Source organism: Dyadobacter sp. CY327, from assembly GCF_021390415.1.
GTDB lineage: Bacteria > Bacteroidota > Bacteroidia > Cytophagales > Spirosomataceae > Dyadobacter > Dyadobacter chenhuakuii.
In genome coordinates, this window is sequence record NZ_JAJUXJ010000007.1 from 818102 (window position 1) to 839348 (window position 21247).

A 21247-nucleotide genomic window follows, 5' to 3' on the forward strand; every position below is an offset into this window, starting at 1 on the left:
ATGTTAGAGATGTTTGCAAGCAGGAATTCGTCCAAAATTACGGTGGTTAAAGAGTAATTTAGTCGATCGCGCGAAAGCTTCGTTCCCATCACTTGAACAAGGTTTTCAGATTCAATAAATAGAAATGGCACACGTTAAACTGTAATTTGACAGTTGTTAAGCGTCGTCCAGACCTAATTATCCATTGCAACGGTCGGTATTCTTTGTTGTCAATTTTAATTGGATCAGTATTTTGTGGAACACGTTCGTTATCCTTGCTTTTCTACATCTGGTTCCTAGGGCAATTAAGGTAATAAAATGAGGCAAAAGCGTTATTTTGTTCGGAGATTCATGGCTATTAAAAATTGATATGGATATATTTAATGAAGACTTAATTAGGTATAATAGTTGGGCAAACCAGCAGATCATTGCTATTTTATCGGCGAACCCGGCTAAGGTATCCGACAGGTGCGCCGAACTCATTAGTCATATTCTGAATGTCCACCAGATATGGAATGGAAAGATTAAACCGACACTGGGCACTTATGAGTCTTGGGACGTTCACCCGTTGGTACTAATGCCCGAATTCGATCGTTTGAATACAAAATCGACTTTGGAAATCCTTGAACATTCAATTATTGGTCAAGCTATTGAATATCAAACTAAGTCAGGTGCTACGATCGTCAATTCTGTACAAGAAATCCTCTATCAAATCATCACACATTCTTCATACCATAGAGGGCAAATTGCGACTGAACTGCGAAACGTTGGTATTGAACCGACATTGACAGATTATATCTATTACAAAATGACATCGGCCAAATAACATGCGCTTGTTGCATGGCACTGCTAATCACATTCCAGCGGCTGTTTCGAAGCTAGCCTACGCCAATCACAGCATCTGCAAGATTAGACTGCGGCTTATAGTAGGCATAGTGCGGTAAGGAACAAGCTTTTGATAGCATGGCTTTTTGCCTAAAAGATAAAATGGCTAACATATTCCATTCCGATGTTAAAGGATTTACTTAATCAGTTCAATTTTTCGGCATCAATTGCTTCAAAGAAGTCTTTCAGCTTTTCAGGGTCAAGTCTTCCGTTCGTGCGAACGCCGCTACAAAGATCAAGTCCAAACGGTTGAACTGTTTCAATGGCTTGCTTTACGTTGTTTTTGTTGATTCCACCCGCAAGAAACAAAGGAACGTCAATCGACTCTCTGATTTGCCTGCTTAAATCCCAATTGTGGATTCGACCCGTCCCACCCAATTCTTTTATCTTTAAATTTGGGTTTCCACTATCTAGCAAGATTGCATCCACATATTTCGAAACCTCAATAGCTTCTTTCTTTGAGAATCCATCAATAACGTGAATGACTTGCACCAATTTTACATTTGGCAATTCGTTGCGAAGTGTTTCATATTTACGTTTTTCCAATTGGTCCACAATTTGAATGGTAGTGGTGTTTGCCCGTTTATAATGGGAGATGATCGCTTGTGGTTTGGTTTCACTTGTTAGTAAGAAAGTTGAAATGGATGGTGGGGCTGCCTTTGCAATCTGGTTGATTAACGTATCATCAATTACACCTGGCCCACTTGGCATGTGCCCAACCAGACCCAGTGCCGAAGCTCCGTGTTCAATCGCAATCATTGCTTCATCAATGCTGCTTATACAACAAATCTTAACTCTTGGCCTAAGCATAATTTTATTCGTTTTTGAACTATATGTTGTTTATCAAACTTCACTTCATTTCCAACACCCAGTTTCCGGAAAAATAGGGTAGTCCAAGCATCGGGGATCCGGAACGTATTCGCTGCAGTACCAACGTGGTTGATGGATTCTTTCGTGGAGAGTAGTGGGTTAAACGGCAGTTTCAAACCGTTTATCTCTGTCAAAAGTCTTACTTACCTCATTAACATTGCTGGTTTTCGTCTTAGAGCAGGTTCGCGAGAAAATACTGGGGGAGGGCAGCGTCATTGTGATCAGACCCGATGGACGGATAAATTTAGCTCTTCATATCACGCTGTCCTTACGAACTATTAAAGACTGAATTGCCTAAACAATCATTTCCTCCAGGCAGTCACAAAAATAGCGAAATGTACATTACGGATTTCTTGTTTCGAGATCAATTGAGATTCAAGTAGGATGGAATGAGAGACTGGCGGGGCAAATTAAACTAGCGATTTTTAGTAACCCTGCCGAGAATGGCTTTTAAAGCTAGAAGCTTCTGTCGCTAGATTCGCCAGTTGATTCTATAATCGTCTCACTTCGTCAGATTCCGTTTTCTATGACCCTGGCGAAGATTACAACTTTGCAACATGACTAAGATCTAAAAGTGCAGATTACAAACATTTACGATTTACAAAATGTTTTAAGCCGCGTATAACACCAGGGCACATACCAACTGAAAATAGGTAATCAGCTCCCTTTTAGTATTTAACAATCAAATAGTCAATTACTTAAATATTTATAAGCCATGAAAAACAATTCTTTTATTAAAGCCGCATGCATAGCAATGCTGATTCTGGCAGCGTTTTCTTGTGAAGAGGCCGATTTGAGCCTTCCAACCCGCAAGGAGAATTTTAGTGACAAGCAATGGGAAATAGACGCATGGGACCTTGAAACGCCCTTGGATATTGACGATGATGGTCGGGCAGAAACTGATCTGATGGATCTTTTGAAAACTTGTGACGAAGATAACCTGATTACATTTACCAAAAACGGCAAGGTGCTGGAAGATACTGGCCTGGATCTTTGTGAGGATGATCAGCCCGGTGAAATTCACACTTACAACTGGGATTTTGATAAAAAAGATCAGGCTATTATCATCAGAGATCCCCTTACAAACAAGAAGACTGATGAATGGGAAGTTGTTTTCCAGACGGATAACAGGCTTTGGATCAAGTTTAATCTTCTTCCCGATCACAGCAAAAATTCATTGGTCAAGACCATAATCAAGCTCAATAAAAAATAGGTGGTACTTCATCTAAATGTAAAAAGCCTTCGGATTGAACGACCCGAAGGCTTTTCCATGTCGGGCATTATTTCTAGCATTTATAAACCCTTATAACTGTAAGTTGTTTCCAGACTTCCGCTCGATCCTCGTTCTGCTTTACGGGATGGATATCCGTTTTCCAGATACTCATAAGTAATCGTTTTGCGGCCCCGCACTTCCTTCTCCACATTTCCATCGAAAAAATAAAACCTGATCACCCCTGCATTGTTGCTGGCAAAAGAATAACCCGGTAAAAACGGATAGACCATCCACAAATTTTCAACATTCCGCTTGTTATCATAACCTGAATATTTGGTGCTCGAATATGTGTCAAAAAGGCCATTGTTCTTGTTTTTGGCATACTCCCGGTATTCAATCAGGTTGCCACGCTGGTCATAAAGCAAGCGGAACTGTGTTTCCACTTTTTTAAAGCTGTTAACCCGGTATATCTGCGTGATCTTGTCACCCGCATACGCGTATGTGCTGGTAATCAGCAGAAGGTTGTCTTTTGCATGTTCTCTGGTTTCAATGAGCTTGCTACCTTCATAATAATACTTCACATAGGCCCCATTATCTAGTTTCAGCTGGATTAGCCTCGCCTGGGCATCATAGACGAAATCATAGGTTGTTTTGCGCGTAATATCCGAGCCCTGAACATACTGGTTTTCCTGAATTATACGCACCGGCAATCCTTTCGCCTCATAAAATACTTCCCGGTAGTCCGTCGGAGCCCATTGCATCCGGAATCGGCCATATAATTCAACAGGCATGTTGGGAAGGGTAACCGTATCCTGGCCAGGCTGGGTGGCAGGCGGTTCGGGCAGCTTGGTGCTGTCCTGCTCAAGGGGATCTCTTGGAATCGGGGCTGTTTGCCGCGATCTGTCGTCGCAGGCTGCTATCGCTAGCGAAGTGAAGGTAAATAGGATTGGCGCACTAATTTCTCGAAGTTTCAATCGCATTATTTTCATAGCTATATTAAGTTAGTAAGAGGGCAAATATGGAGCTGTGAAATATCTGAAAGCAGCAAATCCCGATAGAATGGGACATTCAGGTAATTAATTGGGACATTTGATGATTAATACGGGAGTTGGTTCCGCTGCCGGCACGAAAGCGGGTTATAGAATCCCAATTCATTCGCTTCTTCTCCCAACCTGTCGTAAAGTGGTTTTAGCGTGGGAGTTTTGCTGCTATTTTTGTAAAAAAATAGAGACCATGAAAATGCCGAAGTACATCGCTAATGAATATCAGCTTATGCTCGGCATTTTAGCTCCGTATTCGGTATTGCTGAACTTCTTTATTTTCTCAAATACTTATTTCACCCATTTGCCCTTGTTTTTCGGGGCTACCTGCCTGACGCTGTCCATAAAAGTGGTGGCCTGGCAGTTGCACACACTGGTAGCCATGGTTTTGTCCAAACATTTCCCGAAAGACGGTGAGACAATGAAGCGGATTTTCATTTCATTGCTCTGCTTCTTTCCCCTCACTGCGCTGGTTAATACTTTCATTTTCTGGGTTTATGGTCAACTGGATCTGGCTGTATCTGAAATTGGTTCAGCAAACTACATTTGGGCCTTGGTGTCGGGCTTGGGTTTGAATCTGTTATCGACTTTTTTACATGAAGGTGTTTCCAATTTTGAAAAATGGAAAGCTACACTGACTGAAACCCAACAGTTGAAAACTGCTTATGCCAAAAGCCGTCTGGACGGATTAAAAACGCAGGTGAACCCGCATTTTCTTTTCAACAGCATCAATACGTTGTCGAGCCTGATTACCGAAGACCCTGAAAAGGCTGAGACTTTCCTGGATGAAATGTGTAAGGTGTACCGTTACCTGCTTAAGGGTGACAAGGAAGCTTTTGTGCCATTAAGGACTGAAATTCAATTTATCCGGTCATGGTTCTATATTCTCAAAGTCCGATATGGTTCTGCGATCCGTTTTGACATACAGGTTACCAGCGATGCAATGGAAAAGCGTATTCCGCCGCTTACAGTGCAGCTTTTGGTGGAACATATTTTGGGGCGCAATAAGATCAGCAAACATAAACCACTCCATATCAGTGTGATATCTGCCGGAACGGAATCTCTGCAAATACATAATACTGTCGCGTTAAAGATCGACTATCAGCAAGTCCAGGGCGAAACCAGCCTTGATAATGTGATCAACAAATTCAGATTGCTTGATCTTGAGCCGGTTAATATTATCAATAGCGCAGAATTCCAAATCATTGAAATACCACTTAGTTGAATGCATTTTTAACAATAGAACATGGAAAATTTAAACCAACAGTGTGCCATCGGTTTTATCGAAGACATCTGGAATATGGGCAGGTTTGAAAAGTTAGGCAATTATCTACATGCAGACTTCTGCGACCACTCTCTTCCAGATTTTTGTCAAAACAGATACGGGTTGATTCTCTATTTAAAAGCTTTGGGAAGAGAGCTTAAACACCATACTTCGATGGAAGAAATTACCTGCGAAGGAGAGCTGGTGGTAATCCGTTTCAGCCTGCTTTCATCTCGCAGGACCTCACACCAGGATGAGAAAAGTGTTGTCCTTGGATACCGCTACCTACGAATGCAAGAGAATAAAATTGTTGATCATTGGGAAATGATACAGTCCATCAAGCCATGCGCTTCCAGCGATGCGGCACTCGCCCTGGCAAGCTGATTTTTGATCGGGACTTTCGGGCAACCCATCCGCATTTTTCCCATTTGATCGGATTCAGGTTGTCACCCGGTTTAGAATATTCCAACTTTGAGCATGCTTACGATTGAGCCAACTTTTAGATAAATTAGCATTACATAAAAACAGCAGATGGCCGGTTACAAACCTTCCTTTCTTGAATGGCTCACGTTGCTGGTGATGTTTCCCATCATCATTACAACGGCAGGTTATCAATTGTACGCACGACGGTATTTTTCTGAAATAGAAGTGTATACGGTTTCAACGCTGATTATTGGCGCGATTTCAATTTCTTTCTGGTATTTGTACTTCAGTATGATCCAGCGGCTGGCCGGCTATTTTACGACATTAAGTGATATCTGGAAACGCGTTATATCACTTATTTTGCTGGACATTGTGGTAGTAAAAGTGAACATGGCGATGGTCTTTTATGGTTTTGATGCATTAGGGATTTTCGGCTACCAGTTCAACCAGGACCATTTCGTGTTTTGCTCCATTATAGGGATCATCGTAACAGTAATCGGGATTACACTTTGCGAGACAGACTATATTTTCAAAAGATGGAAAGAGAGCCTGGCATTGAAGGAAATAGCCGAAATGCAATTCCACGAACAAGAGTTCGAAAACTTGATCCGGCAGATCAACCCGCATTTTTTGTTCAATAATTTAAATGCATTGTCATCGCTGATCACGACAGACCCTGAAAAGGCGGAGTATTTTCTTGATGAGTTAAGCAAAGTATACCGGTATCTGATGCGCAATAATCAAGAGGCTTTGTCCACATTAGGACGGGAAATGCAATTTATACAATCCTATATGGCGTTGCTCAATATTCGTTATAACGAGGCAGTAATCCTGCAAGTTGCTGAGCTCGGGCCCTTTGTCGACCGGCTTTTGCCTTCGTTGTCATTGCAATTGCTGATTGAAAATGCGGTTAAACACAATATGGCAAGAAAAGGGCAGCCGCTCATTATTTCGATTTCGGTCGACAGCCAGCAACGATTGGTGGTTGAAAATAACTTACAAAAGAAGCCGGGCATTATTTCGTCAAACAAAGTCGGGCTGTCCAACATTGCTGTTAAATATAAAATGCTCAGCCAGCCTGGATTGGTGATTGAGAAAGACGAACATTTTTTCCGTGTGCGGCTAACCCTGCTGGACGGTTCCGGTTGGGCAGAAAACCAGGAATTACTAGCCAGCCTGACAACTGATTAACAACCCATTAACCCAATATGTGCATATGAAAGTGCTCATCATCGAAGACGAAGATCTGGCAGTGGCTAAATTGAAACGCTCTCTTTTGAGTATTAAAAAAGATATCGAAATTGTAGGTGTCACTGACAGCGTGGAATCTTCTGTGGCATGGCTTGAAAGTAATCCGGCGCCAGATATTATTCTGGCCGACATTGAACTTGTAGATGGACAGAGTTTCGAAATATTCAACCGGACAGAAGTAACGAGCACAGTCATCTTCACCACTTCCTATGACGAATATGCATTAAAGGCTTTCAAGGTGAACAGCGTAGACTACCTTTTAAAGCCCGTGCAGAAAGAGGAACTGGAAGTTGCATTGAACAAATTTTCCAATTGGATCGAGAAACCCAGGACTTCTCAGACCATCGATCCTATTGTAGTTAATGTGGAGAACCTGGCTGCGCAATTGCAGGAGCGGCTTCATGTGAAAGATTACCGGAAACGGTTTTTAGTCAAAAGTGTGCAAAAACTAGTCTCGGTCAATGTCGACGAAATCGCCTACTTCTATTCTGACGATAAACTGAATTTTTTCAAGACGTATAGCAATAAGCGGTATGTTGTTGATTATACCATGGATGAGCTTGAAACAATGCTGAAACCACAGGATTTCTACCGGATCAGCAGATCGTTTTTTGTGGCACCGGACTCGCTTGAACAAATCAGCGACTACTTCGGTCACCGGCTCGCGCTCAAATTAAAGCCCGACCACGATAAGGAAGTGATTGTGAGTAGAGAGAAAGTAACCGATTTTAAAAACTGGCTGGGAAAATAGGGGTTCGGGTTAATTAAAAACTTCTAGCCTTCTGATGTTGACGAGCATATCGACAAGGGTGGCATATCTATAAATAAAACAAAAGCAAAAGTGAAAGCACTGAAAATGACCGGCAAAATCCTTGCCGGCTTAATGGTCCTTATTGGCCTGGCCATGGTATATGTGAAAACTGCATTACCCGATACGGGCCTGGCACCAGACATTAAAATCGAGCGATCATCCACCAGGATCGAGCGCGGAAAGTATCTGGCCAACCATGTAACGGTTTGTATGGACTGCCACAGCACACGTGATTGGTCCAGATATGCCGGTCCGATGGCGGCTGGCGGCTTTGGTGCTGGCGGCGAGGCGTTTACCAGGGAGATGGGTTTTCCAGGCAAATTTTTTGCGCCCAACATCACGCCGTATGCACTCGGCAGCTGGACCGACGGAGAGATTTTCCGGGCTATTACAACCGGTGTAAACAAACATGGAAAAGCGCTGTTTCCGGTGATGGCCTACCACCGTTTTGGTCAAATGGACAAGGAAGATGTGTACTCGATCATCGCCTATATCCGCGAGTTGCCATCGGTTAAAAAGGACATCCCAAAGTCTGAGCCCGATTTTCCGGTCAATTTTATCATTAATACCATGCCGCATGAGGCCGCCTTCACCAAGCTTCCCGCCCAGAAAGACCAGGTGGCTTATGGCAAATATCTGGTCAACGCGACTGGCTGCGTGGATTGCCACAGCAAGACGGATAAAGGCAGTGTAATCCCGGGGACCGAATTTGGCGGGGGAATGAAATTCAGTAGCCCCAATGGCATTCTGCGTTCGCCCAATATTACGCTGCACAAGGAGACAGGCATCGGGAACTGGACCAAAGAAATGTTCGTAAGCCGGTTTAAAGCCTATGCAGATAGTAACTATGTGTCGCCAAAGTTAAGTGCCGGTGATCTGAACACACCGATGCCCTGGACGATGTATGCGGGCATGGAAGAAAACGACATTGAGGCCATTTTTACCTACTTAAGCACCATAAAATCAATTGAAAATCATGTAGTTAAAACTGAAAGTATCCCCAAAAAATAGGTATAAAGGCCCGTCTAAAAACGGGCTTCATTTAAATTCAAAAAAGTCATGAGATACAACATCTTTAATTCCATTCACAAGGCCCTCAGAGCCATTTCCTACGACACCGCACTCGACATCCAGCAGACCAACTTTTTGGACGAGCCGGAAACCAAAAGTGCCATTGAAAATCTCGACCAAACACTGGCGTTGCTAGACCTGCACATTGAGCACGAAGGCGGATACATTCACCCGCTGGTCGAGAAATATAACATTGATATTGACCGTCGTTTCCGCGAACAACATATCGAAAGCAAGTTCCTGGCGCAGCGTGTGAGATCGGCTGTCGACGATCTCAAATATGCAACCAATCAGGAGAATAGGATCAAAATAGGAAAATCGGTGTCGGAAGCCTTTGAAACAGTTCTTGCTTTTAATCTCACGCTTTTCAATAAGGAAGAGCACATTATGAATGAAATATTGTGGAATAATTATCGTGATGTAGAAATTATGGCCGTTGAGCAGCAGATAATCGCCAGCGTACCACAGGACATACTTGAATTTGAAACAAGGTGGATATTCCGGTCGCTTAATAATTTCGAGATTCGTGAGTGGCTGCTAGGTGTAAGGCATTCGGCACCTGACTATCTGTTTCAATCGCTGATTGCTATTGCTGAGCAAGAGCTGCCGGCTCTGCGATTTGAAAAGTTGCTTTATTCCCTTTCGCTGACGGGTTCAAATGCTTACTAATACAGTTGCTGGTTAACATCAGCTGAAATTTTTTAATCAAATAAGCCATAAAAATAAAATCAAATGAAAAAAACAATCATCGCTGCCATGGCAGCGGCAGTTATTGCTTTGTCTTCGTGTAGTGAAAATGATCACGATATCAATCAAGATCCGGTTCTGCTAAAAGGCGAAAAAGTAAAGGTAGCAGATGGGGAGGCCTGGACTTACATCGAAACTAGTTTTGACAATAAGCCCCTAAAGGCTGGAATTGTACTTACGGAAGCTGCCATCCCTGAGATGCACACGGGCGGGCGGGTGAAACACGGCGGCCACGGCGATGCACCCGAGAGTATCATTTACACATTACGTTTGCCGGAAAACAAAAGCGCCACTGTCTTTGATCACGTCACCATGGACTGGAACCCACACGGACATCCTCCGGAAAACGTGTATACCAAAGCGCATTTCGATTTTCATTTCTACATGGAGTCCGAGGCTGAGCTAAATAAAATACCGCCATTTGAGGTGGATTCGATAGGGCACAAGACATATCCTGCGCCGGATTATTTGCCCAAGAATTATATCCCCATCCCAGGCGGTGTTCCAAAAATGGGTGTGCATTGGGCGGATATCACCTCGCCGGAGCTTAACCCGCAAAATCCGGCCCCGTTTACACAAACCTTCATTTACGGCACCTATAATGGTAAAGTGAATTTTTATGAACCGATGGTTACTGGTGAATACCTGAAGGCGCTTACAGGGAAGTTTGAGCGTAGCATTCCGCAACCGGCCAAATATGCCCGGACTGGTTATTACCCAACCAAAATGAGTGTGACCAAGATCCCCGGTGGTTACCAGGTTGAATTATCAGAATTCATTTACAGGCAACAATCATGAAAATAGCGATTTCAGGAGCAGGGATTGCAGGCCTGACCGCAGCCATTGCTTTTCAAAAGGCAGGTTACGAAACCACGATTTTTGAAGCGGCCCCGCACCTCAAACCGGTCGGGGCCGGGCTGGGGCTTGCGCCTAATGCGATAAAAGCATTGGATGTACTTGGTATCGCTGATGGCATCATCCCGCTGGGCCGCAAGCTTCCGTATTTCAGGATTTTGGATCGAACAGGGCAGATTATTTCTGAAAATGACAGTAAAATGATCAGTGAGAAATTCGGCCTGGACAATTTCAGCATTCACCGTCACACGCTTCATGAAGCATTGCTTGCCCACATTGATCCGGCTTCAATCATCAAAGGCAAAAAGGCCATCGGCATAGAGCGCGTTGGGAAAAAGATCACATTGGATTTCGCCGATAGTACTACTTACCAGGCCGATTATCTGATTGTGGCCGATGGTATCAATTCGTTGTTACGAAGTAAAATCGCTGCGGATGATGTCAAACGATACGCTGGGTATACTTGCTGGCGTGGCGTTGTGGAGGATGCAGGCTCACTGGCCCACGGCGCTTCCGAGACCTGGGATACGTCGGGCAGGTTTGGTATCGTTCCGCTCAATGATGGGAAGATCTACTGGTTTGCATGCGTAAGGTCGATTGCTAATAATCCGGTATTCAATGCATTCGGTGCGCAGGACCTTGCAAAATGGTTTAGGAAATTTCATCATCCCATTCCCGAAATACTAAGCAAGGCATCTCATTATGCATTGATACACAATGATATATATGACCTTGCGCCGCTTGCTCATTATGCACATAGCAACATTTTGCTCGTGGGTGACGCAGCGCACGCGACTACACCCAATATGGGACAGGGTGCCTGCCAGGCGATGGAAGATGCGGCGACATTGCTAACAGAATTAAGGAAAGACCAGCCACTTGAAAAAGTGTTTGCAGAATTTGAAAGCAAGCGCATGGAAAGGACGCAATATGTGATCCGCCAATCGCGCATGATCGGAAAAATTGCGCAGACTGATAACCTGCTGCTGGCCAAACTGCGCAATGCACTTTTGCGCATGAGCCCCGCATCGTCCAGGGAAAAGCAGTTTGAAAAACTCTACAATGTGACGTTCTGATATGATAAACAAAGTTAGGGACAGTCAAGTGGCTGCTGGCTTTGCCCTTCTCATTATTATTTTCGTTGCCCTTGCTTTCAACAGCAACCCTTTCTTTCTGTGGGTATATGAACGGCACCAGAACCAAGCAAGCTGGTTCATCAGGCCTCTTTTTCTGGTCCCGTTCTGCTATTTTGCTTACATGCACAGCTTGGCAGGGATTACGGGGACTATTTTCTTGCTATTGACCAGCATGTTTTGGTTCGCCGCTCCAAGTGAAGTCCCGGATAATATTAAAGAGTTCCTGCAATTTGAAAAAGACTGGTTGCATGGGAACTGGGGTTTCGCGAAAGTTTTTCTTGCCTCTCTGGTGCCTTTATCATTCATGCTTTTAGCATTGGCCTTTTGGAAAAGAAGTCTTTACTCCGGGCTTTCAGTACTGGTCTTGATGGCAACAGGTAAAATAATCTGGGCTGTTGACGGCGCAGGAAATGCTGGGACTTCAATTATTGTCCCTGCAATAACCGGGCTTCTCATTTGTTGTCTGCTGGTGCTTTTTGGTTTCCAAAAGCTCAATAATCGACATTAATTTTAACTTAAACCATGACAAAAATACTACAACTGACAATGCTTATGATCCTGGGCATTCATAATACGCTATGCGCCCAGGTGCCAACGGAACCGACCAGATCGCTTGTTTTATCCAATGTAACCGGCACCTCGGTGAAGATCGAATTGCAGGCGGGCGGTGGTGCCAGCAGGATTGTCCTGGCCAGAAAGGCCAGTGCAGTGGATGCAAGCCCCGAAAACGGAAAGACGTATTCGGCGAAAACAGTTTTCGGAAGTGGAGCTCCGCTTAATGGCCAAAACTATGCGGTTTATAGCGGCTCCAACCTGAATGTTACCATTACCAATCTGGAACCCTACACAGTTTATCATTTCGCATCATTTGAGTTTAATAATACTTCCTCGCCCGTTTACATTCAAACCGCAACAACTGCGAGTGTAAAGACAAAAGCGGGTCCGACCCTGCCGGTAACCAATGTGGTTCCTGCTGATGTGGAGGGTAACAGTCTCAAAATCATATCCAATGGCGGCGATGGCAGCCGAAAGCTAATCATTCTCAAAAAAGGAAATGCTCCGGGGGCTGTGCCCGAAAATGGCAAGCTTTATCGTGCAGATGGACGGTTCGGCTCCGGTTTTGAAATTGCCCAGGGAGAATTTGTGGTGCATGATTCGGGTGAGAATACCGCGCCCCTGACTAACCTGGAACCAGGCACGGCCTATTACTTCCGGATCTATTCTTATGATGTGGACGCAGCAGGTTATGCCTATTATTTGAAAGATCAATATTTTGCAGGCCAGGTGAATACGGTCGAAAGACCTGCGCAAAATTCGCAGGTAACACTCACTGATGTTACCGGATCATCGGCCACATTTGTTTTCAATAATCTGGGAGGTAAAAACCGGATTATCCTCATGCGCCAGGACGGACCAGTAACTGTGCAGCCCACCGATTTTGTGCGCTATACTGGTGGGAACAAAGATTTTGGAAAGGGCAGTCAACTTGGGGCGGGCAATTATATCATTGCAGGCTCCACGAATGGAAACGCTTTTACAGTCACCAATCTAAAAGCCGGAATGACTTATTATGCGCAAATCTCTGATTTTAACGGCTATTACGCGCCGGTTTATCACGCGCCCGGCGAGGTAGCTAAAATTCAGATTCCGCTTGAACCAGACAAGCCAGCATCTGAGCTTGGCGTTCAGCAGGTGGAAGGTACAAGCCTGCGTGCGGTTTGGAAACAAGGTAGCGGCGCACGGCGCCTTGTAGTGGCCCGAAAGGACGCTCCGGTAAGCGCTATGCCCGCAGATGGCCAGGTGTATCAGGCCAATGCTACATTTGGGCAAGGACAAGCCTTGGAAGATGGGCAGTTTGTTGTGTATGATGGCCAGGAGCAAGGGTTTAATCTTAAAGGACTGGAAGCGCTTTCAGTATACCATCTTGCCATTTTGGAATACAACCTGCCCGGTGACAAACCTGATTATCGGACGTCGTCCTATTTGTCGGGCTTTGTGTCGACCATTCCATATCCAACCGTACAAACTTCGGATATCAACTTGAAAAAGGCTGAGTTGCGAAGCGCAACTTTTAACTTTCAAAAGGGTAACGGTGAGAAGCGGCTGTTTGTAATGCGTCAGGATTCTACCGCCGCTATGGATCCTGAGGATTTTATCAGACTAAGTCCCAATAGTAACTTTGGATCTTCGCAGATTGGCCCAGGTAATTTTGCGGTATACGCGGCGGGAACTGGCAATGAGTTTACAGTTGGCAATCTGGTTCCGGGCATCACATATGTAATCAGCGCATATGAGTATAATGGCAACCTGCAACCTGCCTATCTTCGACCGGCGGCCACGTTCAGCTTTATTATGCCCGGAGCATTGCCGGTTACCTGGCTGTATTTTAAAGGAGTAAAATCCGCAGAAGGGAATGCTCTTGAATGGGCTACCAGCCAGGAAACAAATTCAGCATACTTTGTTGTAGAGCGTTCGCTCAGCCCAGTTTTAGGGTTTGAACAGATTGATACTATTCAAGCTTCGGAAAACAGTAACCAGCTCCGTAGCTACAAATACACGGATTACGGACCTAGACAGACCGCCTATTACAGGTTGAAGCAAGTTGATCAGGATGGAACGTTCAGTTACAGTCGGATTGTGAACATAGGTGCAGAAAAGGAAGCTGTAACACTGTATCCTAATCCTGTAATTGACAAACTTTATCTTGCCCATAACAACGGCAAAACAAAAATCAGCATTTACAACCTCATAGGTCTGTTAGTCAAAACTGCAACAGTTATAAGGGGGGAGCCGGTCGATGTGTCTGGTCTTAATCCGGGCACTTATGTGGTCATTTCTGAAATGGATAGTATTGAATTCACCTATCGCATCATTAAGCACTGATATTTCATTGTAGTCCAGTAAAGGGTAGAGCAGCTTCGTTCTTCCCTTTCTTTGTGGTTATGCTGCTTGAATATTACTAGCAAACTAGCATAAGGATTGCTTGATATAACTAAAAAAACAGGCGCAATGTTAATCATAACGCCTGTTTGTGGATAAATTATTAAGCCAACATTTAGGAAGATTACTTTACCTTCAACATGCGGTCGCCGATATGGCTTCGATATAGATCTGGCAGGAAAAACTCGAAATTACCTACTTCCTCAATATTGTGTTTCAGCCAGGCAAACCCCATGTCATCCGTAAAGATCCATGAACGTATGATAGGGTTAATGATAAATCTCCCAAACCAGCTCTCATATCCAACGATCATCAACGAGCGGTAAGCACAGTGGCAATCACCTGCGGGCTCAAACCAATGTTCAAGGCTAAATATCTCCAACCCAAATATCCTTTTTACAAGCCTAATGCCGGTGTCGTCGAGCTTAGTGACCATTTCAACGCTATCCACGGCAAAATCCGGGTTTCTGCCAAACGCTTCCACGATGCGGAAATAGGACCCTACGCCAACACTTCTGTCCTTGTGCACATTTTTGTTTAATTCCCAATGAATGTGATCTAGCGGGTGCCATACGCGATATTTTGGGTAAGTCTTGCCTTTATACTCCATGTCTCCTCCAATATTTCTAAACCACCATTCGAGCATGCTGGGCGTAATTCCTTTCAAGGTCTCGTGCTTAATGCACAGGTGCAGGACGCCATTTTCGGTGATCGAAAAGTCAGTCTGTGCGGATTTCAGTGTTTTCATTTTCCATCCGAAATCCAAGGGATTTTCCAGCTTCATATTTTTCCGAATATTCTGGTTAATAATAACGATCGGTCGTATACGCAATAGAGTTTAAAAACCCTTCATCGTCCTGGCCACAATGACATTAACCTTATTTGTAAGATCATCCAGATCATGCAGCAGCCACTGTCCTTTGCTTTTTGCGAGCTTTCCATTGAGAATAATCGAGTCGATGTTGCTTTCATTCAAATAGTAAAAGGCAGGTTTTGAAGCGAACGCATCGTTGTGCAGGTTATCCCATTTAATCAATGAAAAACAAGCCTTTGACCCAACCTGAATGCGGGCAGAGACATTCATGCCGCTAAATTCGTTTGCCTTTTCCATGGAATCGTAAAAGAATTGGTTCGTGTCGTATGGCATCTGCATTGGGAACTCCATTTTTTCAATCAGACGATTGTTGACGATCGCGCGGTAACTTTGCAGCAATAGCCGCTGTTGGAACATAAGGCTGTCCGTAGAAGATGTCGGAATGTCAATCCCCACCGACCACTTCAGGTTAGGTATGTCTGCAATGAAGCCGACTGCGGGCTTGCCCAATCCAGTCTGCATTTCTGCTTCCGGTGTCATCGTTACAAGGCATCCAGCCTCACCGATCAGCTTGAATTCATCTTTGGATAGCGTGCAACAATGCACCAGATTTAGGTCACTGCTCAATAGTTGTTTTGCAGCAAGCTGCATGACCGGTTTGGTAATCTTGCCCAAAATGGAGCTGCCGATGTGCATAGATGCAGGGATACCAAGCGCTTTTGCTTGCTGGATATCCATTTTATTTACCTCCATTGTTGCAAATTCGGGCCCCCTAATGCCCATACCGAGGCGAACATTTGCAAAACGGTTTTTGTAAATGGCTGCCAAGCGCTCGATATCCTGATCATGGCAGGCCGAGCTGTGATTCCAGTATTTGTCGCGCTCGTGCGCTGACGTAGAATGGAAAAACAGTACATTCAGCCCTGAATCTGCCGCTGCCTGGATAGCTGCGTCGGCGTGTTCGGGAGAATTCATGATGTGCGACCAGTCAAAAACATTGGTAATCCCTGCCTGGGCACATTGGATATAGCCGTACAAATTGATCAGATACAATTCTTCCGCGCTGATCTGTGTGCCAATACCTCCAACAATCCTGTTGAGATACTCCATGAGCATCATATCAGCGGCCATACCTTTAAAAGGGGCTTGCCATACATGGCGATGCGCATCTGTTAGCCCCGGAAGCGCAATCATGCCGGCGCCGTCAATGACAATTTCGCTATCTATTGCGTCGAGATTTTCATCAATTTGAAGTATCATTCCTTCATCTGAAATACGGATGTCCGAAGTTCTGCTTATCTGACTTCCATCGAAAATGTGAGTGTTTTTAACGATCATAGCTTTTTTTAAAGCAAAGATTCGGCAACAATGCATGGGGAGCAATCTTATTCAGATCAATTGGGATAAAAGATAGCCGAACTGAGTCAGCAACTGTTATTACATAGCCCTTAAACGTATACCGAACTTTTGACGCCTATCGAATCAGAGCGAATATAGATTGTAACTATGATCTATGTTCACCTGCGTTTTCAGGCCTTCCAGGCGGCTTTTGGCGTAAGCCGTTTTCAGCGGCTCGGTTTCAGTGAGCGCCGCCTTCCATTTTTCAAAATTCGAAACACCTTCATGTAAAAAGGTCGACAGCAGATTCAGCCCTATACCAGACACCAGCGCCCAAACGTCTTCGGTGAGCCAATCCGGAAATTGTCAGGCCCATTTGCCCGTATATCCAAAAACTAAGCGTATTCCAATGAGTTCAGCGGGAAAAAGCAGAATAAAAATAAAAATGCGCTTCACCGTGTCCCCGTTCCTGGATATGCCCGGACAAAAGCATCGCAATCAGTGTATGCAGCTGCCAGGCAATGACTTTGATGGAAACAAAGCTAGGTTAAGGAAATAAACTTTTAAAAGATAAAGAAGTTCAGCAGCACAGCATATATGGAACCAAAATACCCAGCATCAGCTGATATTCACTGAATATGTATTTGGATAGTTTCATCTAACAGCCATCTGATTTGATCAAATATTGTGTAATAACTGCCTGTTAAATTTTTCTACAAGCAAATGGGATAAGACGTTCTAGACCACAGTAGGCATACAAAGATTTGACGCAGTGTCAGATTTGATTGTAGTTCCGCTTTAAACGTAAAAATGGGCTCAAAAGAATGGTCAGCCAATTGATAGCAACGCCCGGTAACCCGGTAAGCTTTATAGTATCTGAAAATACCAATAGCAAATACATGCCTTTAAACAATCTCACGATGCGGCCCGGGCCTGTTTCGGGTAAATTGGCAAGCTGAGTCATCTTACGCAGAAACGTTTCAGTTTCAAGCTGGGGAAAGACCTGCCAGTCTACAATTACTGTCTGGCTCGTATCGTTCCACATGGCGTGCCGGTCATTGGGCAAAGTAATTATACTTTCCCCTTCTTTGTAAATACATACCTTCCCATTAATCCGAACCGCTATTTCTCCTTTGAGAATGGTAATATATTCGGTTTGATGTGGATGGTAGTGTTCTGGCGGCTCTTTACAGAAGGGTGGATAAGAGGCAACCATCCCCAGTCGCTCTTCGGTATCTTTCAGACGGCTCACAAACCGGATAAGCTGTCCTGTTTTTGAGTTTTTTATCTCGGAAAATGAATTATCCACGGTGCAATTTATGAATGGCGGTTACGGTATGGGTCCTCAGAGACCTCTTTAAGTCTTTGAAGCCAGGTCTTTAGGCTTGACGAAGTTTTCTTTTTCAAAAACCCCTTGAGTAATCTAGCTAAAATCCCTTCCATGCTTTCTTCGGATATGACGGTAACCAACCCACTTTGCTCAAATAAGGTCCAATTATGAACCGCACAAATTCCAAGCGTTTTACCTGACCAGCCAAACTGGCTTTTTGCTGCTACCGTATGTAACCTTGAAAGGATGGCACTGCCGCCACTTTTCCATTCGAAATGGTTTTCCGGTGCAAGATCTCCTTCTAGCTTGCTGTGAGTGATGTCTGGGTTCCATTTGCACCAGCCGTTGATATCGGTAATGACATTCCAAACGAGCCCAAGCGGGCACTGATCTCTATCATTTCCTGGCAATAGACTGGTGCCAAACTATTGGTCTCTACCTGAAACGGGTTGGGAGAAACATCCACGATTTGCAGGTTCACAATATTTTTCATCAGAGTGATATTTGTTTAATATTTCATGCTCAAAATTGGCTACATAAGGAGCAGGTTACAACTTGTATGTGACCAAATGAGGAAAATCCCGATAGGTTGCGCATAAGATGGGACCAGCCAACGCTTCTCCCCGTCGTCCAGAGCCGCAACATTATAAAAATCCTTGAGGCAGTTCTGCTGTTGGCTAGAAAGATTGCCAGCAATCAATATGGACTTGATCATCACAAGCAGATCTGAATTACAGGTCCCGGGGTCATGGTCACTAGACTACCTGGGCTGTGTGGCTGAAAAAAGATTTACATGCGTTACATGGGCACCTCAACAATATCAAAATTCCGCATATCAAAATCCCGCACAAGCTGACACAAAAACAGTAGCATCAGACTTTCATAATATCTGGTTTAATGGTTTTTGTTAAGAAACGGTTTTTGATCAAATAGTTGCAGCACCAGATTACTTACTGGCTCTATCCGATCTGTCGTAGGTAGCCTCTGTTTTGGTAGGTGCGGGCGGACGATCAAAAAGACTGAATCCAACTTAAAGAAACAATCTCGAATTGTCGTCTAACGAATCAATGTCTAATTTTCAGAATGTAGCTGAGTTAATGAGATAGATGCTCCTCCTGCTACATAAGATTTTGCCCTGAGTGGTGATCTGCTGATTGGCCACAATAACCTTTAGTTATACGAAACATATGAAAATTTAATCGGTGGGTTAAAATGAAATATGTAAATTTCCAGTTTTTATGCATTACTAGCATCAGGGAGCACTAATATAGTACGGTTAAAGGGTTGTAGTGGACGTTAAAACGTACTTTTGCTTCTTCATAATCACAAATTTACAAATATCATCTCCTGTTAGTTGAATTAAGCGTAATCACGGGCCGTTAATTAGCCCAACAACATCTTCGGTTTAGCGTTTACTAGCATAGCTTCGATTTGCTGATCATCTCTTCACTTACTTTGAATAAAATCGATCCTCATATTTAAGATTAAATAACCGATTAGTTACCTTTTTTTAGCCGTTGACTGTGATCAAACCCAATTATTTTCTCAATTGGATTTCTTATCAAATGATAATTAGGGTTGATCATGTCAAAGCTAATTTTGCAAGGATTTGAAAACACTCTTGTCAATTTTATAAGTGTAAGCTGTATTAACTGGTGGTCAGATTACTACAGCTTTTCAAGTCTCATGGTTTTTTAACAACTACAAAATGGAAAGAAAAGCGCTGCTAGTCATTGATGTTCAAGAGGATTTTACCGGCCCCCAAGCTCGGCTGCCGGTAAATGTTGTCCAAGGAAAAAAGATGATCACTAACATTAACTTAATAGTTGAATTAGCGCGTGATCTCAATTTCACAGTTATCTATATTGGCAATGAGTTTAATAAGTACGATTTACTTAATATTTTTCACCGTTTTGCCGCAATCCGGGACACACCGGGCGCAGCACTCGACAAGAGACTTGAAATAGTATCTCCATATTACTTTTCAAAAAGTAAAGATGACGCATTTTCCAACCCTGATCTGCTCTCGTTCTTGAAAGCACAAGGAATTCACACAGTAGTATTAACCGGAGTATTTGCGGAAGGCTGTATATGGGCAACGTTAAAAGGGGCTCAACACTATGGGTTCTTTACTGAAGTTGCAGTTGATGCAATTGCTGCAAAAACAGATCGCAAGCTCGGCAAGATGCTCAAAAAGTACGTCGAATCAGGAGCGAAATTGATAAGCAGCTTTTAGGTCTCTCTTGTGAAGATGGGCAAATTCTTAATTTAACTTCAATTCTAAAAATATGAATTTTAAAACTGGCCTAGGTACTTTTCTGGTGTCTTTCCTGTACAGTCAATCTCTTTGCGCACAGACGATATTGTTTCCCTCTGATTCGCTGGTCTCCGCAGAGCTTGTAAAGTATCAAAAGGAAGAAATGGTCTGGTACTTACACAAGGATTCTCAGAAATCGGCTATTGCGGATATTGAAACGACGATAAATCCTGATTATGAGAATACCAGAATGCTTGTGGTTCAGCAGGTTAAAATGAATGGATCGCCGAAGGTTTGGTGCGATACGACGGTGGTGGATAGGATTACACTCTCACCAATATATCATTCATCATTTAATAGCCAGCGTGAAATGGTTTTAAATTTTGCAGGACGGGAAATTACAGGCTACTACAAAACGTTGGCAGATAATCAAATAATGAATATTGAAGATACGGTAAGAGCCCGTTTTCATGATTCCAATTTTTATCCGCATTTGATCCGGTTTTTACCTTTAAAAGCCGGGTATCAGGCCAGAATACCTATTTACGATTTTAACCCGAAAAAACATGGGCTTCTATTTGCAACAATTACGCGCGTGACAGATGGCGGGGCAGCTATAGACAGTCAGGAAGCCATTCCTTGTTTTGTCGTTGAAGTTATAGATGAGATTGCTCCCCATGCCAGGTCTACCTATTACATATCCAAGAAAGACAGACGTTTGATTAAATCTGATATCAGCGTGGGAGAAAAGCGTATGAGTATCGAAAGCCGCTGACATGTTATAGATACGCAAGTTTTTACGAACCGGCAGAGAATTTTCTTTAATACACTATACTTGGAAAACGTAGGTTTAAATGCAGGTTTTTAACAATTCAAATATCTGATCCTTGCGGAGCTGGCACTTAAAGTTCAGCTTTGCGGGCATGTGTGTTGAGAACAAAACACGCAATTAACTGCAAAAATGACTTATTGAAGAATTCAATTGAAAGCTGTGACAGTCCGAACATGACTAATTTAATAACA

Annotated in this window: 21 protein-coding genes; 14 read left to right on the plus strand and 7 right to left on the minus strand. The window is 43.6% G+C overall.

Translation table 11 applies throughout. The features are described from left to right. The first annotated feature begins 349 nt into the window (after positions 1–349). The gene (locus tag LZG74_RS19770) at positions 350–805 is read left to right on the plus strand and encodes a DinB family protein (protein ID WP_233798232.1); all 456 of its coding nucleotides are present in this window, start codon (positions 350–352) and stop codon (positions 803–805) included. A 203-nt stretch (positions 806–1008) separates the two neighbouring features. Here LZG74_RS19770 and LZG74_RS19775 read toward each other — a convergent pair whose 3' ends face one another. After that, positions 1009–1674, minus strand: coding sequence for a phosphoribosylanthranilate isomerase (locus tag LZG74_RS19775; protein ID WP_233798233.1), 666 nt, complete (start codon positions 1672–1674; stop codon positions 1009–1011). Between the two features lie 775 nt (positions 1675–2449). On the opposite strand from LZG74_RS19775, the gene LZG74_RS19780 reads away from it, so the two are divergent. Then, positions 2450–2947 (plus strand): hypothetical protein, encoded by a 498-nt coding sequence (locus LZG74_RS19780; RefSeq protein WP_233798234.1) that lies wholly within the window; start codon positions 2450–2452, stop codon positions 2945–2947. A gap of 80 nt (positions 2948–3027) precedes the next feature. Here LZG74_RS19780 and LZG74_RS19785 read toward each other — a convergent pair whose 3' ends face one another. Next, positions 3028–3936: a hypothetical protein gene (locus LZG74_RS19785; protein WP_233798235.1), complete on the minus strand. Its 909-nt coding sequence runs from the start codon at positions 3934–3936 to the stop codon at positions 3028–3030. A 244-nt stretch (positions 3937–4180) separates the two neighbouring features. Here LZG74_RS19785 and LZG74_RS19790 point away from each other — a divergent pair, with 244 nt between their 5' ends. The 10 genes from LZG74_RS19790 (at position 4181) to LZG74_RS19835 (ending at position 14428) form a co-directional block, all read left to right on the plus strand. Beyond that, positions 4181–5212, plus strand: coding sequence for a sensor histidine kinase (locus tag LZG74_RS19790; protein WP_233798236.1), 1032 nt, complete (start codon positions 4181–4183; stop codon positions 5210–5212). A gap of 21 nt (positions 5213–5233) precedes the next feature. Next, positions 5234–5635, plus strand: coding sequence for an ester cyclase (locus LZG74_RS19795; protein WP_233798237.1), 402 nt, complete (start codon positions 5234–5236; stop codon positions 5633–5635). Between the two features lie 147 nt (positions 5636–5782). After that, a complete protein-coding gene (locus LZG74_RS19800) occupies positions 5783–6865 on the plus strand; it encodes a sensor histidine kinase (protein ID WP_233798238.1) in 1083 nt (360 codons plus the stop codon). A 25-nt stretch (positions 6866–6890) separates the two neighbouring features. Then, positions 6891–7676 carry a LytTR family DNA-binding domain-containing protein gene (locus tag LZG74_RS19805; RefSeq protein ID WP_233798239.1) on the plus strand — a complete coding sequence of 262 codons (786 nt, stop codon included), beginning with the start codon at positions 6891–6893 and terminating at the stop codon, positions 7674–7676. A gap of 90 nt (positions 7677–7766) precedes the next feature. Further along, on the plus strand, positions 7767–8747 hold the full coding sequence (locus LZG74_RS19810) for a c-type cytochrome (RefSeq protein WP_233798240.1): 981 nt from the start codon (positions 7767–7769) through the stop codon (positions 8745–8747). A gap of 48 nt (positions 8748–8795) precedes the next feature. Then, positions 8796–9476: a hypothetical protein gene (locus LZG74_RS19815; RefSeq protein WP_233798241.1), complete on the plus strand. Its 681-nt coding sequence runs from the start codon at positions 8796–8798 to the stop codon at positions 9474–9476. A gap of 63 nt (positions 9477–9539) precedes the next feature. Next, entirely contained in the window at positions 9540–10352 is an 813-nt protein-coding gene (locus tag LZG74_RS19820; RefSeq protein ID WP_233798242.1) for a DUF5602 domain-containing protein, read from the plus strand. Continuing rightward, positions 10349–11485 carry an FAD-dependent monooxygenase gene (locus LZG74_RS19825; RefSeq protein WP_233798243.1) on the plus strand — a complete coding sequence of 379 codons (1137 nt, stop codon included), beginning with the start codon at positions 10349–10351 and terminating at the stop codon, positions 11483–11485. Before LZG74_RS19820 ends, LZG74_RS19825 begins: the two co-directional genes overlap by 4 nt. Before the next feature lies 1 nt (position 11486). Further along, entirely contained in the window at positions 11487–12053 is a 567-nt protein-coding gene (locus LZG74_RS19830; RefSeq protein ID WP_233798244.1) for a hypothetical protein, read from the plus strand. 14 nt (positions 12054–12067) lie between these two features. Beyond that, complete coding sequence (locus LZG74_RS19835; protein WP_233798245.1) at positions 12068–14428, plus strand: T9SS type A sorting domain-containing protein; 2361 nt, start codon at positions 12068–12070, stop codon at positions 14426–14428. 181 nt (positions 14429–14609) lie between these two features. Here LZG74_RS19835 and LZG74_RS19840 read toward each other — a convergent pair whose 3' ends face one another. The 5 genes from LZG74_RS19840 to LZG74_RS19860 form a co-directional block, all read right to left on the minus strand. Continuing rightward, complete coding sequence (locus LZG74_RS19840) at positions 14610–15269, minus strand: DAPG hydrolase family protein (RefSeq protein WP_233798246.1); 660 nt, start codon at positions 15267–15269, stop codon at positions 14610–14612. A gap of 54 nt (positions 15270–15323) precedes the next feature. Next, entirely contained in the window at positions 15324–16637 is a 1314-nt protein-coding gene (locus tag LZG74_RS19845; protein ID WP_233798247.1) for an amidohydrolase family protein, read from the minus strand. Between the two features lie 144 nt (positions 16638–16781). Next, positions 16782–16964: a hypothetical protein gene (locus tag LZG74_RS19850; protein ID WP_233798248.1), complete on the minus strand. Its 183-nt coding sequence runs from the start codon at positions 16962–16964 to the stop codon at positions 16782–16784. A gap of 448 nt (positions 16965–17412) precedes the next feature. After that, a complete protein-coding gene (locus tag LZG74_RS19855; protein WP_233798249.1) occupies positions 17413–17946 on the minus strand; it encodes a cupin domain-containing protein in 534 nt (177 codons plus the stop codon). Positions 17947–17954: 8 nt separating this feature from the next. Beyond that, positions 17955–18377 (minus strand): polyketide cyclase/dehydrase, encoded by a 423-nt coding sequence (locus LZG74_RS19860; protein ID WP_233798250.1) that lies wholly within the window; start codon positions 18375–18377, stop codon positions 17955–17957. Between the two features lie 1298 nt (positions 18378–19675). Between LZG74_RS19860 and LZG74_RS19865 the strand changes: the two genes are divergently transcribed. Both LZG74_RS19865 and LZG74_RS19870 read left to right on the plus strand, forming a co-directional pair. Continuing rightward, entirely contained in the window at positions 19676–20203 is a 528-nt protein-coding gene (locus LZG74_RS19865; RefSeq protein WP_233798251.1) for a cysteine hydrolase family protein, read from the plus strand. Positions 20204–20255: 52 nt separating this feature from the next. Further along, entirely contained in the window at positions 20256–20999 is a 744-nt protein-coding gene (locus LZG74_RS19870) for a hypothetical protein (RefSeq protein WP_233798252.1), read from the plus strand. Positions 21000–21247 lie beyond the last annotated feature (248 nt).

Bases quoted from the DNA above. Each gene is read 5' to 3' on its own strand.
- LZG74_RS19865 (WP_233798251.1), top strand. From the start codon at position 19,676: ATGGAAAGAAAAGCGCTGCTAGTCATTGATGTTCAAGAGGATTTTACC.
- LZG74_RS19870 (WP_233798252.1), top strand. From the start codon at position 20,256: ATGAATTTTAAAACTGGCCTAGGTACTTTTCTGGTGTCTTTCCTGTAC.
- LZG74_RS19825 (WP_233798243.1), top strand. From the start codon at position 10,349: ATGAAAATAGCGATTTCAGGAGCAGGGATTGCAGGCCTGACCGCAGCC.
- LZG74_RS19790 (WP_233798236.1), top strand. From the start codon at position 4,181: ATGAAAATGCCGAAGTACATCGCTAATGAATATCAGCTTATGCTCGGC.
- LZG74_RS19840 (WP_233798246.1), bottom strand. From the start codon at position 15,269: ATGAAGCTGGAAAATCCCTTGGATTTCGGATGGAAAATGAAAACACTG.
- LZG74_RS19805 (WP_233798239.1), top strand. From the start codon at position 6,891: ATGAAAGTGCTCATCATCGAAGACGAAGATCTGGCAGTGGCTAAATTG.
- LZG74_RS19845 (WP_233798247.1), bottom strand. From the start codon at position 16,637: ATGATCGTTAAAAACACTCACATTTTCGATGGAAGTCAGATAAGCAGA.
- LZG74_RS19800 (WP_233798238.1), top strand. From the start codon at position 5,783: ATGGCCGGTTACAAACCTTCCTTTCTTGAATGGCTCACGTTGCTGGTG.
- LZG74_RS19795 (WP_233798237.1), top strand. From the start codon at position 5,234: ATGGAAAATTTAAACCAACAGTGTGCCATCGGTTTTATCGAAGACATC.
- LZG74_RS19770 (WP_233798232.1), top strand. From the start codon at position 350: ATGGATATATTTAATGAAGACTTAATTAGGTATAATAGTTGGGCAAAC.
- LZG74_RS19775 (WP_233798233.1), bottom strand. From the start codon at position 1,674: ATGCTTAGGCCAAGAGTTAAGATTTGTTGTATAAGCAGCATTGATGAA.
- LZG74_RS19815 (WP_233798241.1), top strand. From the start codon at position 8,796: ATGAGATACAACATCTTTAATTCCATTCACAAGGCCCTCAGAGCCATT.
- LZG74_RS19835 (WP_233798245.1), top strand. From the start codon at position 12,068: ATGACAAAAATACTACAACTGACAATGCTTATGATCCTGGGCATTCAT.
- LZG74_RS19820 (WP_233798242.1), top strand. From the start codon at position 9,540: ATGAAAAAAACAATCATCGCTGCCATGGCAGCGGCAGTTATTGCTTTG.
- LZG74_RS19785 (WP_233798235.1), bottom strand. From the start codon at position 3,936: ATGAAAATAATGCGATTGAAACTTCGAGAAATTAGTGCGCCAATCCTA.
- LZG74_RS19830 (WP_233798244.1), top strand. From the start codon at position 11,487: ATGATAAACAAAGTTAGGGACAGTCAAGTGGCTGCTGGCTTTGCCCTT.
- LZG74_RS19780 (WP_233798234.1), top strand. From the start codon at position 2,450: ATGAAAAACAATTCTTTTATTAAAGCCGCATGCATAGCAATGCTGATT.